Source organism: Spongiibacter sp. UBA1325, from assembly GCF_002306875.1.
GTDB lineage: Bacteria > Pseudomonadota > Gammaproteobacteria > Pseudomonadales > Spongiibacteraceae > Spongiibacter > Spongiibacter marinus.
Genome location: NZ_DBTD01000010.1, coordinates 710148 through 723318, shown reverse-complemented (window position 1 = coordinate 723318; position 13171 = coordinate 710148). Strand labels below are relative to the sequence as shown.

General features: G+C 57.6%; 13 protein-coding genes. 4 read left to right on the top strand and 9 right to left on the bottom strand.

The genetic code is table 11. The features are described 5' to 3' along the window. Nucleotides 1-28: 28 nt before the first annotated feature. From fis to B3K78_RS15245, 8 genes are all read right to left on the bottom strand, one after another. Nucleotides 29-328, bottom strand: coding sequence for a DNA-binding transcriptional regulator Fis (fis, locus tag B3K78_RS15280; protein WP_027874278.1), 300 nt, complete (start codon nt 326-328; stop codon nt 29-31). After that, nucleotides 325-1308 (bottom strand): tRNA dihydrouridine synthase DusB, encoded by a 984-nt coding sequence (dusB, locus tag B3K78_RS15275; protein WP_483375122.1) that lies wholly within the window; start codon nt 1306-1308, stop codon nt 325-327. The genes fis and dusB overlap by 4 nt, the downstream gene beginning before the upstream one ends. A gap of 111 nt (nt 1309-1419) precedes the next feature. After that, complete coding sequence (locus B3K78_RS15270) at nt 1420-2283, bottom strand: zinc-ribbon and DUF3426 domain-containing protein (protein WP_286696121.1); 864 nt, start codon at nt 2281-2283, stop codon at nt 1420-1422. 74 nt (nt 2284-2357) lie between these two features. Beyond that, complete coding sequence (gene prmA / locus B3K78_RS15265) at nt 2358-3251, bottom strand: 50S ribosomal protein L11 methyltransferase (RefSeq protein ID WP_286696120.1); 894 nt, start codon at nt 3249-3251, stop codon at nt 2358-2360. Between the two features lie 74 nt (nt 3252-3325). Next, nucleotides 3326-4666 (bottom strand): acetyl-CoA carboxylase biotin carboxylase subunit, encoded by a 1341-nt coding sequence (accC, locus tag B3K78_RS15260; RefSeq protein ID WP_027874281.1) that lies wholly within the window; start codon nt 4664-4666, stop codon nt 3326-3328. 44 nt (nt 4667-4710) lie between these two features. After that, nucleotides 4711-5178 carry an acetyl-CoA carboxylase biotin carboxyl carrier protein gene (accB, locus tag B3K78_RS15255; protein WP_204996695.1) on the bottom strand — a complete coding sequence of 156 codons (468 nt, stop codon included), beginning with the start codon at nt 5176-5178 and terminating at the stop codon, nt 4711-4713. Nucleotides 5179-5211: 33 nt separating this feature from the next. Continuing rightward, the gene (gene aroQ, locus B3K78_RS15250; protein WP_027874283.1) at nt 5212-5652 is read right to left on the bottom strand and encodes a type II 3-dehydroquinate dehydratase; all 441 of its coding nucleotides are present in this window, start codon (nt 5650-5652) and stop codon (nt 5212-5214) included. A 173-nt stretch (nt 5653-5825) separates the two neighbouring features. Next, nucleotides 5826-7517 carry a protein-disulfide reductase DsbD family protein gene (locus B3K78_RS15245; RefSeq protein ID WP_286696119.1) on the bottom strand — a complete coding sequence of 564 codons (1692 nt, stop codon included), beginning with the start codon at nt 7515-7517 and terminating at the stop codon, nt 5826-5828. A gap of 134 nt (nt 7518-7651) precedes the next feature. Here B3K78_RS15245 and B3K78_RS15240 point away from each other — a divergent pair, with 134 nt between their 5' ends. Genes B3K78_RS15240 through B3K78_RS15230 form a run of 3 tightly spaced genes read left to right on the top strand, consistent with a single transcriptional unit; the run spans nt 7652 to nt 9744 of the window. Then, nucleotides 7652-8110: a copper chaperone PCu(A)C gene (locus B3K78_RS15240; protein ID WP_204996698.1), complete on the top strand. Its 459-nt coding sequence runs from the start codon at nt 7652-7654 to the stop codon at nt 8108-8110. Further along, nucleotides 8110-9147 carry a DUF2333 family protein gene (locus B3K78_RS15235; RefSeq protein WP_286696118.1) on the top strand — a complete coding sequence of 346 codons (1038 nt, stop codon included), beginning with the start codon at nt 8110-8112 and terminating at the stop codon, nt 9145-9147. The genes B3K78_RS15240 and B3K78_RS15235 overlap by 1 nt, the downstream gene beginning before the upstream one ends. Before the next feature lie 3 nt (nt 9148-9150). After that, complete coding sequence (locus tag B3K78_RS15230; RefSeq protein ID WP_204996700.1) at nt 9151-9744, top strand: YajG family lipoprotein; 594 nt, start codon at nt 9151-9153, stop codon at nt 9742-9744. Nucleotides 9745-9791: 47 nt separating this feature from the next. On the opposite strand, the gene B3K78_RS15225 is transcribed toward B3K78_RS15230, so the two are convergent. Then, complete coding sequence (locus B3K78_RS15225) at nt 9792-10793, bottom strand: adenosine kinase (protein ID WP_286696117.1); 1002 nt, start codon at nt 10791-10793, stop codon at nt 9792-9794. 79 nt (nt 10794-10872) lie between these two features. Between B3K78_RS15225 and mrcB the strand changes: the two genes are divergently transcribed. After that, nucleotides 10873-13170 carry a penicillin-binding protein 1B gene (gene mrcB / locus B3K78_RS15220; RefSeq protein ID WP_286696116.1) on the top strand — a complete coding sequence of 766 codons (2298 nt, stop codon included), beginning with the start codon at nt 10873-10875 and terminating at the stop codon, nt 13168-13170. Nucleotide 13171 lies beyond the last annotated feature (1 nt).

Genomic DNA, 13171 nt, shown 5'->3' with positions numbered 1-13171 from the left:
CGGTGTTCCTCTGGGTGCGATGGCGGGTTTATAGCAGGTCGTATTGTTTCAATTTTTTGCGCAGCGTCCCGCGGTTGAGACCGAGCATTTGCGAAGCGCGGGTTTGATTATTGCGGGTGTACTTCATCACCTCTTCGAGCAGTGGCGCTTCAATCTCAGACAACACCATGTTGTAGACGTCGCTGACATCCTGGCCGTCGAGGTTTGAGAAGTAATTGTTCAGGGCGATAGCGACACTGTCGCGCAGAGTTTTGGCTTGCGAAATATCATCGGCCGGAGCGGTGCTGACTGGGCTGCTCTCGGCAGCGCTTAATGGGCTGAGGTTCATGCTGCTGCATCCTGTAATTTGTCGCTGTGCTGTTCAAAAAAGCTCTGTACAGCATCTAGTTGTGCACTCGCGTCTTCCAAGCGGTTGAAGTGGCGCCTGAAATCCACGTTATTAAAGTCCTGCAAATACCACGCGCAGTGTTTGCGTGCGATGCGCAGGCCCTGATGTTCACCGTAAAAGTGATGTAATGCTTTGATATGCGAGAGCATGACCTCGCGCATTTCTGCAGTTTGAACGGGGGTGTATTCGCCCCCTTCCAATGCTGCATTGATCTCCCGGAACAGCCAGGGTTTACCCTGAACGGCGCGCCCCAGCATGACACCGTCGGCGCCGGTGTGCTGCAGGACCGCGAGTGCCTTTTCAGGGCTGTCGATATCGCCATTGGCCAGTACCGGCATTGATACGGCCTGCTTGATCGCCGCTATCGTGTCGTACTCGGCACTGCCATTGAAGCGGCAGGCGCGCGTGCGGCCGTGTACGGCCAGTGCAGCAATGCCGCAGTCTTCTGCCAGGCGGGCTATATCAACGCCGTTGCGTTGCTCGGGTGACCAGCCAGTGCGAATCTTCAACGTTACCGGCACCGAGACGGCGGCGGTGACTTCGCGAAGAATCGCCTCGACAAGTTCGGGTTCACGTAGCAGGGCGGACCCCGCCGCGCGTTTGCAAACTTTCTTTGCCGGGCAACCCATATTGATATCGATAATATGGGCGCCATCGTCTGCACAGCGACGTGCGGCGTCGGCCATCATGGCCGGCTCGGCGCCGGCAATTTGTACCGAGCGCAGAGCATCGTCGTCCTTAGCGAGGCGCAGGTGGCTTTTGCGTGTGTGCCACAAGTCGCTATTGCTAATCAGCATTTCCGATACGGTCAAGCCAGCGCCAAACTGCAGACACAGTTGCCGGAAGGGGAGGTCGGTAATGCCCGCCATCGGCGCCAAAACAGCGCGAGCGGGGAGCTTGTGAGGACCAATCCGGATCATCGCCATGCCCCGTTAAAGGAGAGACCGTGGGAAAACAGGGCAGCTATTCTACTCGCTAGATTTTGCTTTCGGTAGTCTTGCGCTCAGAAAATAACCAGTGTAACGACCCCGCTAAGGTCGACTGAAAAGGCGGAGTTCGTAGTTGACCGCATCGGCCGCCGGGGCGGCGATTTCCAAGGCGATATGCACGGGCTGGCCGCTATCGAGCTGGGACAGGGCGTTTAGCTCACCGGCCAGGTACTCGCTTGGATAGAACAGGCGGCTGGCTAACTCAATACCGTGAATATTACTGAAACGCAGTTGTAGCAGGGGGAAGTCGCGCGCGCTATCCGCCTTGTTGAGCAAAATGGCATCTACCTTGAGGGCATCGGCAACGTCGGGATGGGGACGAACTAGGAGCTTTTGGCTAATAATGTCGCTACTTGGTTGTGGCCCCGGTGGAGTTTGATTCGGCAGGCAGGTCAGCGACAGCTGCGCGCACTGGGATAACGCAAACGCCTTAATCTCTGGCGGCAGGTTTGGGTGGCTGAGTATGTCGCTCCTCTGCCAGTACGCCCACTGAGCCACTAGGGCTATCAGCGCCAGGCTATTTACCAGTAGCCAGGGCCAGCGACGTCGCGCTCGCGGTTGGTGAAATTCAAAGCCATGGTCGTTGGTGGACAAGCCTTCTAGCAGCTCGGGGCCGAGCTTTTTATCGCAGCCAGCGGCGCCGGTTTCGTCCGAATCGTTTGAGTCCGGTTCCGGTGAATCCTGCGCGGGTGTCGTGTTGGCTGTGGGCGCCACTAGCGCGTCAAAGGTCTCGCGCTGAGCGGGGGTGAGCTGTTCGGTGGCATTGAACACGTGTTGGCAGACGCCGCAGCGAAGCAGGCCATCGGCGATGGCAAGGTCGGAAAATTGACAGCGAAAGCGGGTGTCGCAGGCTGGGCAACACACGCTGTCGAGCAAGTTGTCGTTTGCGTTATGGGCGTCTGGCATGTCGGTTGTGCCGGGGCTGGGCAGTCCTCACTGCAATTCGTGGAGCAGAGTATAGGGGCTGTCTTCAGTCGATGCTACTTGGCCGACTCGCTGTTGCGCTGGCCACTGATACGGAGCCATTCTTCCCGCTGCTCGCTAGCCAGGCCGACAAACCAACGCTGGTAGCACTGCTTAATCGTGTCGCCTTGGCTGTCCAGTATGCCCGACAGGCAAATAGGCGCGCCAGGATCCAGGCAGGCGGCGAGGGTCGGCGCCAACTCCATCAGCGGCCCGGCTAAAATGTTGGCGAGCAACACGTCGCCGTGAAGGCCAGGTGGAACCTCCTCGGGGAGGTAACAAGCCAGCTTGTCGCTGTCGATATTATTGCGCTTGGCATTTTCGCTGGTGGCCTGCAGCGCTTGTGGATCGGTGTCGACGGCAATCAGTTTCTCTGCGCCCAGTAGCAAGGCCGCAATCCCGAGAATGCCCGAGCCACAGCCGTAGTCGATGACGGTCTTGCCGGTCAGCGGCTGGCTGTCTAGCCAGTTTAGGCACAGCCAGGTCGTCGGGTGGGTGCCGGTTCCGAAAGCCAGGCCGGGGTCCAGCAGCAGATTTACTGCTGTTGGGTCAACGGGCTCGCGCCAACTAGGGCAAATCCAAAGCTGCTTGCCGCACTGCAGTGGTTGGTAGCTGTCCATCCACTCGCGAATCCAGTCTCGGTCTTCAAGAATCTCGATGCGATGCTTGGGTAGCTCGCCCACCAGAGCGTTCAATTGAGCGAGGACCGTGACCATGTCTGTGTCGGCCTGGAACATGCCGGTGACGCGGGTGTGCTGCCAGATTGGGGTGTGACCGATGGGGGGCTCAAAAAGCGGTTGATCGGCATTGTCTTCAAGGGTCACCGATGCGGCGCCGCAGTCCAGTAGGGCATCCTCGAGGGCAGAGGCGGAGTCGGGGTTGGCGTCGAGGCGAATCTGTAGCCAGCTCATGTCAGGTCTCGGTAGCAAAAAATAAAAAAGGGGCCTGTTGGCCCCTTGTCGGTGTCAATGAAAACCGGAGTAAATCAGATTTTCAGTTTCTTTTCGAGATAGTGGATGCTGACGCCGCCCTTGGCAAAGGCATTGTCGCGCACCAAATCGCGGTGCAGCTCGGTGTTGGTGCGAATGCCGTCTACGACCAGCTCGTCCAGCGCGGTGCGCATGCGGCTTAACGCCGACTCGCGGTCGTCGCCCCAGGTGATGATCTTGGCGATCATCGAATCGTAGTGGGGAGGCACGGTATAGCCGCTGTAGAGGTGGGAGTCGACGCGCACACCAAGACCGCCGGGTGCGTGGAAGTGCTTGATGTTACCCGGGCAGGGCATAAAGGTTTTTGGATCTTCGGCGTTGATTCGGCACTCGAAAGCATGGCCGCTAACCACGATGTCTTCCTGACGAAGGCTTAAGGGCTCACCGCCGGCGATCTTGAGTTGCTCTTTGATCAGGTCGACGCCGGTGACCATTTCGCTAACCGGGTGCTCAACCTGAATACGGGTGTTCATTTCAATGAAGAAGAACTGGCCGTCCTCGTAGAGAAACTCAAAGGTGCCTGCGCCGCGATAGTTGAGGGTTTTGCAGGCCTCAACACAAGACATTGCTACTTCGTTGCGCACGTCATCGGGAATACCCGGGGCTGGAGCTTCTTCCAGCACCTTCTGGTGGCGGCGCTGCAAAGAGCAGTCGCGATCCCCGAGGTGAATGGCGTTGCCCTGGCCATCGGCGAGTACCTGAATCTCCACGTGCCGTGGATTTTCCAGGAATTTCTCGATGTATACGGTATCGTCACCAAAGGCCGCCTTAGCTTCCGACTGAGTAACATATACCGCGTTAAGCAGAGCGGCTTCACTGTGCACCACTCGCATGCCGCGCCCACCACCACCGGCAGCCGCTTTGATAATTACCGGGTAGCCAATTTTGCGGGCGATGCTCAGGGTGCGGTCATTGTCCTGCGTAATGGGGCCGTCGGAGCCCGGCACCGTGGGCACGCCGGCTTTTTTCATGGCCTGAATGGCCGACACTTTGTCGCCCATCATGCGAATGACGTCGGCAGTCGGGCCGATAAAGGTAAAGCCGCTGTTCTCAACCTGTTCGGCAAAGTCGGCATTTTCAGCAAGGAAGCCGTAGCCGGGGTGAATGGCGACGGCGTCGGTGATTTCTGCTGCGCTGATAATGGCAGGAATATTCAAGTAGCTGGCGGGTGAGGGGGCTGGTCCAATGCAAACCGACTCGTCGGCGAGGCGAACGTGCATCAGGTCGCGGTCGGCGATGGAGTGCACGGCCACGGTTTTTATTCCCAGCTCCTTGCAGGCGCGCAAAATGCGCAGCGCGATTTCGCCACGGTTGGCGATAACGACTTTTTTAAGCATGTGCTGTCCTCTGTGCAGTGATCGTGTGTGCGTGAATGGTGTGCTTACACGATGGTGATCAGAGGCTGGTCAAACTCCACGGGTTGCGCGTCGTCCAGCAAAATAGCTTCTACCACACCGGATTTGTCGGCTTCGATTTGGTTCATCATTTTCATTGCTTCGACAATGCAAACGACATCGCCGGCTTTAACGTGCTGACCGACTTCAACAAAAGCGGGAGAGCCCGGTGACGGCGAGCGGTAAAAAGTGCCGACCATGGGCGACTTAATAACGTGGCCGTTAATTTTTGGCTCAGCCTCGGCGGCCGGTGCAGGCGCTGCTGCGGGAGCGGGGGCTGGTGCGGCAGGCGCCGCTGCCGGTACCGCCTGGCTCACGTACTGCGGCGCCGCCATCTGCACGCTACCACTGTTGCGGCTGATGCGTACCGATTCTTCGCCTTCCTTGATTTCCAGCTCGTCGATGTTGGATTCTTCGAGCAGTTCAATCAGCTTTTTTACTTTCCTGATGTCCATAGTCACTCTCTTTTTTTAATGTGTTGTGAAGGGCTAGTCCTGCAGTTGTGACAGTGCGGCCTGCAGTGCCAGCAGGTAACCCTGTGGCCCCAGACCGCAAATCACCCCACGGGCAATATCTGAAAAATAGGAGTGCTGGCGAAAGGGTTCACGGGCGTGAACGTTCGACAGGTGCACTTCGATAAACGGAATGTCCACACCCAACAGTGCGTCGCGCAGGGCCACGCTGCTGTGGGTGAAGGCTGCCGGATTGAAAATAATAAAATTAATGCCTTCGGGCCGGGCCTGGTGAATTCGCTCGATCAGCTCTACTTCGGCATTGCTCTGTAAGCATTGGAGGTGATGGCCCGCGGCGCTGGCAGCGTCTTGCAGCTGCTGATTGATGTCCTCGAGGCTGTGGTGGCCGTAGACCTCGGGCTCTCTGGTGCCAAGTAAATTGAGGTTAGGGCCGTGCAGCACGAGTATCGATGCCATGTTTCACCGGGGTTTGCTAGAGAAATTTCGCGTAGTTTGCCGCAATTGAAAATGCGAGTCCAACGAATTTGATGAATTTTTTAAGATGGCCGCAAGTTTCCCGCAAGATTGCAGACAATGGCAGGTTTTTCCCCGAAGTAAGTGTTTTCAGTGCTAACACTGAAAACACGCCTTTAAGGATGCAAAATGGCCATTACTGTGTCTTTGCTGAGAATCTGTGGCAAGACCTTCGGCGGCTGGCTGAGATCGGCGGGGTAGTAGATGTACAGCGGGATGCCATTGCGTTGGAAATCGGCCAGCAGCTCGGTAATCACAGGGTCGTAGCGGGTCCAGTCGGCAACCACATAGCTCACGTTGGCGCGCTCGAATGCGTCGCGGATGTCATCGGTATTGAGAACCAACGCCTCATTGGCCGCGCAAGTGATACACCAGTCGGCGGTGACATCGAGGAAAACATTGCGGCCTGATTCACGCAGACTTTGGATTTGGCTGCGGTCGAAACCGGTTTGGCTGCTTGCGGGCGCTGGGCGTTGCAGGCCGCTGTGAAGCAGCAGTGGGATGGCCAGCGCGGTGATGGCTGCCAGCGCTTTCCCGCGTTTACCCAGGGGCCACAGCCAGATACCAAAGCCCAGCAGTAGCCAGGTAATCAGCGTGGCTGCCATGGCATCGGTGCCGTTCTGGCGGCCTACCACCCAGGCCAGCCAAATGGCCGTGGCCAGCAAGGGAAAGGCCATAAACTGGCGCAGATGTAACATCCAGTCGCCGGGCTTGGGTAGCAGCTTCAGCCATTGCGGAAAGAGGGTTAATAGCAATACTGGCGCTGCCATACCGGCCCCCAAGCTCGCGAACACCAGCAGCGCGACGCCGGGTGGTTGGCTGGCGGCGTAGCCGATAGCGCTGCCCATAAAGGGCGCGGTACAGGGGCTGGCAACCAGTGTGGCGAGCACGCCGGTGAAGAAGCTGCCGCGATAGCCGGGTTCGCGGCTGATGTCGGCGCCGACATTCATCCATTTGCCGCCCAATTCAAAGAGTCCGAGCAGGTTGAGTGACAGCACAAAAAAGAGGCTGGCCAGCAGCGAAACAAATAGCGGGGACTGCAGTTGAAAGCCCCAGCCAATTGCTTGTCCGGCGTTTTGAAGTGTGATTAATAGTGCGGCGACCAGTACAAAACTCAGTACCACACCGGCGCTGTAGATGAGGCCGTGACTGGCCGGGCTGCCCTGGTGAGCATTGCTGAAGCTCAGCACCTTTAATCCGAGTACCGGAAATACGCAGGGCATCAGGTTGAGGATCGCGCCGCCAATAGCGGCAAGGATCAGGGTGATCAACAGGCCGCGGTTCTCGGCAGGTGCAGTGAGGGCGGCGGGCGTAGACGCCGCTGTATCAACTTCAGTGAACACGCCCCGGGCATCGCTGCTGAAGGTTTGACTGCGAGGCGGGTAGCACAGGCCTGCGTCAGCGCAGCCCTGAGAGACCACCGTGAGTTGGAGGTTGGCGGTGTCGGCGACGTCCAGCTGCAGTGTTGTGCCGTGATAGTAGACTTCGGTTTTACCAAAATACGGATCGTCTTTGACCTTGCCTGGTAAAAACTCTACCGTGGCATCGACGGGCTGGCCTTGGCGACTGAGGCTTACGGAAAAACGCTCGCGGTAAAGATAGTAGCCCTCGGCGATTTGCCAATCGATGCGAAGCCCGCCGTCACTGCTAACACTGGCTTTGTAGGCTTGTTCTACCGGTAAAAACTGCGCGCCTTGAGCAAAGCCGTTCGCACTAAAGTCGGTATTGCTGGCGGGGCTGAAGGGGTCGCTGGCGTAGCTAAAGAAGCTGGCACTGACTATACAAAACAGTAATAAAAACCGGTTCATAAATACTATCGCTGCAAAGTGGCGTTATCATAGGGCGCAATACGCGGCGTTGCCTCTCGGCGTAAGCCTCCGACGGCGCCCATGGTAAGTCAGATCGAGGGTGCTGTCTCGCACCGCGAAACCTGGAGAACGTTATGACCCGCAAATGGCTGCTTTTACTCACCGCAATTTTGCCCTTTAGTGCAGCGGCTGTTGAGCTGCGCGATCCGGTGGTGCGCGGCTTGCCACCGGGGCAAAAAAACACTGCGGCGTTTTTTTCGGTTACCAATCCGTCGTCGCAAACGGTGACGCTGCGGGCCGGAACCAGTGACGTTGCCGGCCGCGTGGAAATTCACAGCAACTCGCAGCGCAACGGTATGATGGCGATGCGCAAAGAAGACAGTGTGGCGATTGCGCCGGGGCAAACACTGGACTTTGTGCCCGGTGGTTACCATTTAATGTTGATTAATTTGAAGCAGCCGCTGCGCCATGGCGAGCGGGTGCATTTCAGTTTACTGATTGATGGCGATGTCGTGCAGGTGGAAGCGCCGGTGCGCAGCGTACTGAACGAGCCTGCATCGGGGCATCACCATCATCATGGAGGAGCGCACTAATGTTAAAACAGCGTTTAAGCGACGGTTATTTTGCTGCCAAGGAGGCGCTGCAGGATTGGCTTGGCAATCGTAATGTCGCGCGTTTGGCCGGTATTGTCGGCCTCGTTTATGTTCTTTTGGTAACCGGTTTCGGTATGTATTGGAGCCTGACGCCGGATCATCCGCCCCTGCAATACGACCGTGACAATGGCAGTCGCGCGGTGGTTGGCACCGCGACCACCTCTGCGCTGATTGACGTTGCTGAAGTATTGCTCGACAAGCCCGGCGGTTTCCTCAGCAACGACATTACTCCCCCGGGCGTGCTGATGGACAATATGCCCGCATGGGAATACGGCGTGTTGATGCAGGTGCGCGACCTGAGTCGAGCCATGCGAGAAAGTTACAGCCGTTCGCAGTCCCAGTCTCAGGAAGACCCCGATCTTGCGAAGGCGGAGCCGCGTTTTAATTTTTCCTCGAACAGTTGGGCGGTACCGGCTTCCGAATCGGAGTACCGCCAGGGCATTCGCTACCTCAAGGCCTACCGCAGCCGCCTCAGTGATGTCGACCAGCCCCAGGCACAATTCTATGCGCGCGCCGATAACCTGCGTTACTGGCTTGCCGTGGTTGAGTCGCGCTTGGGCAGCCTCTCACAGCGACTCAGCGCCAGCGTCGGGCGTCCGCGGGTTAACACCGACCTGGCAAATGATCCCAGCGCGCGCCAGTCTACGCCGTCGGCCTCTGAGCAGCGGGTGAAAACGCCGTGGCTGCAGATCGACAATGTGTTCTTTGAATCGCGGGGCAGTGCATGGGCGCTGATTCATTTTTTGAAAGCGGCCGAACAAGACTTTGCCGATGTGCTGGAAAATAAAAATGCGACCGTCAGCTTGCGACAAATTATTCGTGAGCTGGAGGGAACTCAACAATTGTTGTTCAGCCCAATGGTGTTGAATGGCAGTGGTTTCGGCCTATTGGCGAATCACTCTTTGGTAATGGCGTCGTACATTTCTCGCGCCAACGCCGCCATTATTGATTTACGCGATCTGTTAGCTCAAGGATAAGTCATGGTTCTTTCTCGTGCAGTAGTAAACGCATCGACGGTGCTCGCCGTTTTGGTATTGGCCGCGTGTGCGCAAAGTCCGCAAAAAATTACCGTTGCGCCCAGCTTTGAGCAGGCGCCGGAGCAGCAGCTTGCCCAGGGCCAGCCAGTACATGTACGCGTGAGCGATGGACGCAGCAATAAGGTTCTTGGCAGCCGCGGCGGTGCCTACCGGGAGACGGCGTTGATCACCCTGGAAAACAGCCTGTCGCTGGCTGTGCAGCCGGTGTTAAAGGCGCGAATGAAGGCGCTGGGTTTTGAAGTCGATAGCCTGAGTGCCGACACCGTCGACCTGCATATTGTGTTTGAGTCGCTGGTTTACAACCACCCAGAGCAGGAAGGGGTTGGGCACGACATGGATATGTTGGCGGTGGTAAAGGCCGAGGCAACGCGCAGTGACAGCCGTTACGAGGGGCGTTACCGGGTAAAACGCAAGGAGAAGTTTTTCAATGCTCCCAGCGAGCCACACAATGAAGAACTGGTGAACAGCCTGGTGGTTGATGTGCTGGAAAGCATGCTTGCCGACCCGCAGTTGCAGAGTTTTCTGCTTGGCAAATGATTGCCGGGAAACAAATAAAAAAAGGCGCCGCGAGGCGCCTTTTTTTGTTACTGGCCAAGTACTTCTTGGCGCAGCTCAACGTGCTTGGGGCCAGGCAGGCGAGGGCCGTAGTCAGACACCACCTCCGCTGCGGCGCGACTGGCAAGTTTACCGGCCGCTTCAGCGCTGTGGCCGTGGCTGATAGCGTAGAGGAAGGCGCCTGCGAACATATCACCGGCGCCGTTGGTATCTACCGCGTTGACCTTGCAGGGCGCGATGGAGTGCAGCTGCTCGCCATCAAAAACCAATGCACCCTTGGCACCCAGGGTGATGGCAAATTGTTTGGCAACCTGCTTGATTGCGCTGACCGCGTCATCAAGTGATTCGCTACCGGCCCACTGCAAGGCCTCGGCTTCGTTGCAGAAAAGTAGGTCGACGCCGTCGCCGAGCATGTCGCTGAGGCCGTCGCGGAAAAACTCCACCATGCCCGGGTCAGAGAAACTCAGCGCGGTTTTAACGCCGTTTTGTTCTGCAACCTGACGGCCGCGAATTGCCGCCGCGCGCCCTGAGTCAGAGGTAACCAGGTAGCCTTCCATGTAATAGTAGGCAGAGTCGGCAAGGGCGGCTTCGTTGAGCTCTTTGATCGAGAGCTCAGCGCTAACGCCCAAGTGGGTATTCATGCTGCGCTCGGCATCCGGGCTGATCAATACCAGGCATTTTCCGGTAATACCGCCATCGCGCTCAGCGTCGAAACCTGAATCAACGCCGGCGTCGCGTATATCGTTTAGGAAGAAGTCGCCGTGACTGTCGGCGGCGACCTTGCAGGAATAGTAGCCCTTGGCACCAAAGTAGGCAGCGGCAACAACCGAGTTGCAGCCCGAGCCACCGCTGGCCTGGCGAGAGTGAACTAGGTGGCCTTCAAGCTTGTCCAACAATTCCTGTTGGCGGGCCTCATCGACCAGTGTCATCAAGCCTTTTTCAACGCCCATTTCAGTGAGTTCACTGTCTTGGACTTGAATTTCCGTGTCGACCAATGCCGCGCCGATGCCGTAAACGTGATATTTTTTCATCTTATTTGCCAATAACTTGCAGTAAAGTGCGCGCTATTATCCGCGCCCACGTGGGATTTGCAATTCAACGAGAGTTTTCATGCCCAAGAAAAATAACCATCGGCGCCGCTTTCGGCTACCTCGCCCCACCAGCTGGCGAGGGCTGTTTGTCAAACTGGCAATCGCCGGACTGGTTCCGCTGCTTGTCTTCTTTGCCTATTGCGACGCCAAGGTGCGCGGCGCCTTCGACCCTCAGCGCTATGACCAGCCGGCAAAGGTATATGCCCGGCCCTTGGTGTTGGCATCCGGGGCGGTGCTTACCAGTTACGAGCTGGAAGAAGAGCTGCGAAATTTAGGCTACCGCCAGCTGCGCCTGGTGAATGAGCCCGGCAGCTATTTGCGTCAAGGCGACATGTTTACGATTTACCTGCGGCCGTTCGATTTTGCTGATGGTCATCGCAAAGCGAAAAAAATCACCGTGGAAATGGCGGCGACCACGGTGCGCGTCGTGCGCAACGCGCTGGGCGAGCGTATTGCTGAAGAACAGCTGGACCCAACGGTTATCGGTGGCGTCTATCCCGGGCGTCACGAAGACCGCCTGATGCTGTCTCTGGACGAGGTGCCGGAGATGTTGGTGGAAACCCTGTTACAGGTGGAAGACCGGCATTTCTATTCCCACTTTGGCTTGTCGCCGCGCAGTATTGCCCGCGCCCTGATTGTGAATATTAAAGCCGGGCGCACGGTGCAGGGCGGCAGCACCCTGACGCAGCAGCTGGTGAAAAACACCCTGCTCACCAATGAGCGAAGCCTGTGGCGTAAATTCAAAGAAGCGGCGATGTCATTGCTCACCGAGCTGCACTACAGCAAGGACCGCATCCTTGAAGCCTACATCAATGAGGTCTATCTCGGGCAGGAGGGCAATCGCGCGATTCATGGTTTTGGCCTCGCGGCCAGGCATTATTTTAACCGCCCCCTGCAAGAGCTGGATCTCGCCCAGGTCTCGATGCTGGTAGGGCTGGTGAAAGGCCCTTCCTATTACGACCCCTGGCGTCATCCGCAGCGCGCCACGTCGCGCCGCAACACCGTATTGGCCGAGCTGGCCGAAGAGGGTTGGCTGAACGCCGAGCAACTTGAAGCGTGGAAAAAAGAACCGCTGAGCCTCTCCAAAAGTTCGGCGCTGGCCGGTGTGTACCCTGCCTATGTCGACTTGGTTCGGCGTCAGCTGAGTCGTGACTACGCGCGTCAGGATTTACAGAAAAATGGCCTGCGGATCTTTACGCCCTTCGACCCGCTGTTGCAGCGCCGCGCTGAAGCGGCAACCGCCAAGGCGCTCTCGCAATTGGCTGAACGCAAGAAAGATCTGCAAGTCGCGATGGTGGTGACCGCCGTTGATAGTGGTGATGTGGTGGCAGTGATCGGCGGCCGGCAACCTCGCTATGCCGGGTTTAATCGCGCCCTTGACGCGCTGCGACCGATAGGCTCGCTAGCGAAGCCGGCGGTCTACTTAACCGCGTTAAACCAGCCTGATAAATACACCTTGTTAACCAAGTTACGCGACGAGCCACTGAGTGTTCCCAATGCCGATGGCACGCTGTGGCGACCGTCGAATTACGGTCGCAAAGCGCACGGTATGGTGCCCTTACACAAGGCCTTGTCGCACTCTTACAACCTGGCAACAGCAAACTTGGGCCTGGACCTGGGCTTGAGTGATGTTATGGATATGTTTCAGCGCCTGGGTGTACACCGGCCACTACTGGAGGTGCCGTCCATGCTGCTGGGCGCGGCTGAGTTGGCTCCGATTGAGGTGGCCGCGATGTATCAAACCATTGCCGCCGATGGACGCTATACGCCGTTGCGTACGATCTACGCCGTATCCGACGCCAAGGGCAAACCGCTGGCGCGCTATCCTCAGCAACCCAAGCAGGTGATCGACGCCGCGCCGGTGCACTTGCTGCAATACGCCATGCTGGAAACGGTGCGAGAGGGAACTGGTAAGTCGGTTTACCGGGTTCTTCCCAAAGACTACCGCGTGGCCGGCAAAACCGGCACGAGTAACGACACGCGCGACAGCTGGTTTGCCGGATTTGCCGGTGACTATCTGGCGGTTGTGTGGATGGGGCTGGATAACAATGCGTCAACCGGCCTGACCGGCGCCAGTGGCGCCCTGCGTGTGTGGCGGCAATTTATGGCCGAGGCCAGCACGGAGCAAATGCCCTTCGCTCAGCGTAGCAATATGGAGTACCTATGGGTGGATGCCGAGTCGGGCCTGCGCACGCAATCGTGGTGCGAGAACGCCCGCTATGTGCCGTTCATCAAAGGCAGTGAGCCACGGCAAAGTGGCGGCTGCGCACCCGACGGCGAGAAGATGTGGAATTGGTTTAAGGGTATCTTTGATTGAT

Coding starts and splice junctions, on each gene's coding strand:
- aroQ (WP_027874283.1), bottom strand. CDS start 5,652: ATGGCATCGATACTCGTGCTGCACGGCCCTAACCTCAATTTACTTGGC.
- B3K78_RS15270 (WP_286696121.1), bottom strand. CDS start 2,283: ATGCCAGACGCCCATAACGCAAACGACAACTTGCTCGACAGCGTGTGT.
- prmA (WP_286696120.1), bottom strand. CDS start 3,251: ATGAGCTGGCTACAGATTCGCCTCGACGCCAACCCCGACTCCGCCTCT.
- B3K78_RS15225 (WP_286696117.1), bottom strand. CDS start 10,793: ATGAAAAAATATCACGTTTACGGCATCGGCGCGGCATTGGTCGACACG.
- B3K78_RS15235 (WP_286696118.1), top strand. CDS start 8,110: ATGTTAAAACAGCGTTTAAGCGACGGTTATTTTGCTGCCAAGGAGGCG.
- B3K78_RS15230 (WP_204996700.1), top strand. CDS start 9,151: ATGGTTCTTTCTCGTGCAGTAGTAAACGCATCGACGGTGCTCGCCGTT.
- B3K78_RS15245 (WP_286696119.1), bottom strand. CDS start 7,517: ATGAACCGGTTTTTATTACTGTTTTGTATAGTCAGTGCCAGCTTCTTT.
- fis (WP_027874278.1), bottom strand. CDS start 328: ATGAACCTCAGCCCATTAAGCGCTGCCGAGAGCAGCCCAGTCAGCACC.
- dusB (WP_483375122.1), bottom strand. CDS start 1,308: ATGATCCGGATTGGTCCTCACAAGCTCCCCGCTCGCGCTGTTTTGGCG.
- accC (WP_027874281.1), bottom strand. CDS start 4,666: ATGCTTAAAAAAGTCGTTATCGCCAACCGTGGCGAAATCGCGCTGCGC.
- mrcB (WP_286696116.1), top strand. CDS start 10,873: ATGCCCAAGAAAAATAACCATCGGCGCCGCTTTCGGCTACCTCGCCCC.
- accB (WP_204996695.1), bottom strand. CDS start 5,178: ATGGACATCAGGAAAGTAAAAAAGCTGATTGAACTGCTCGAAGAATCC.
- B3K78_RS15240 (WP_204996698.1), top strand. CDS start 7,652: ATGACCCGCAAATGGCTGCTTTTACTCACCGCAATTTTGCCCTTTAGT.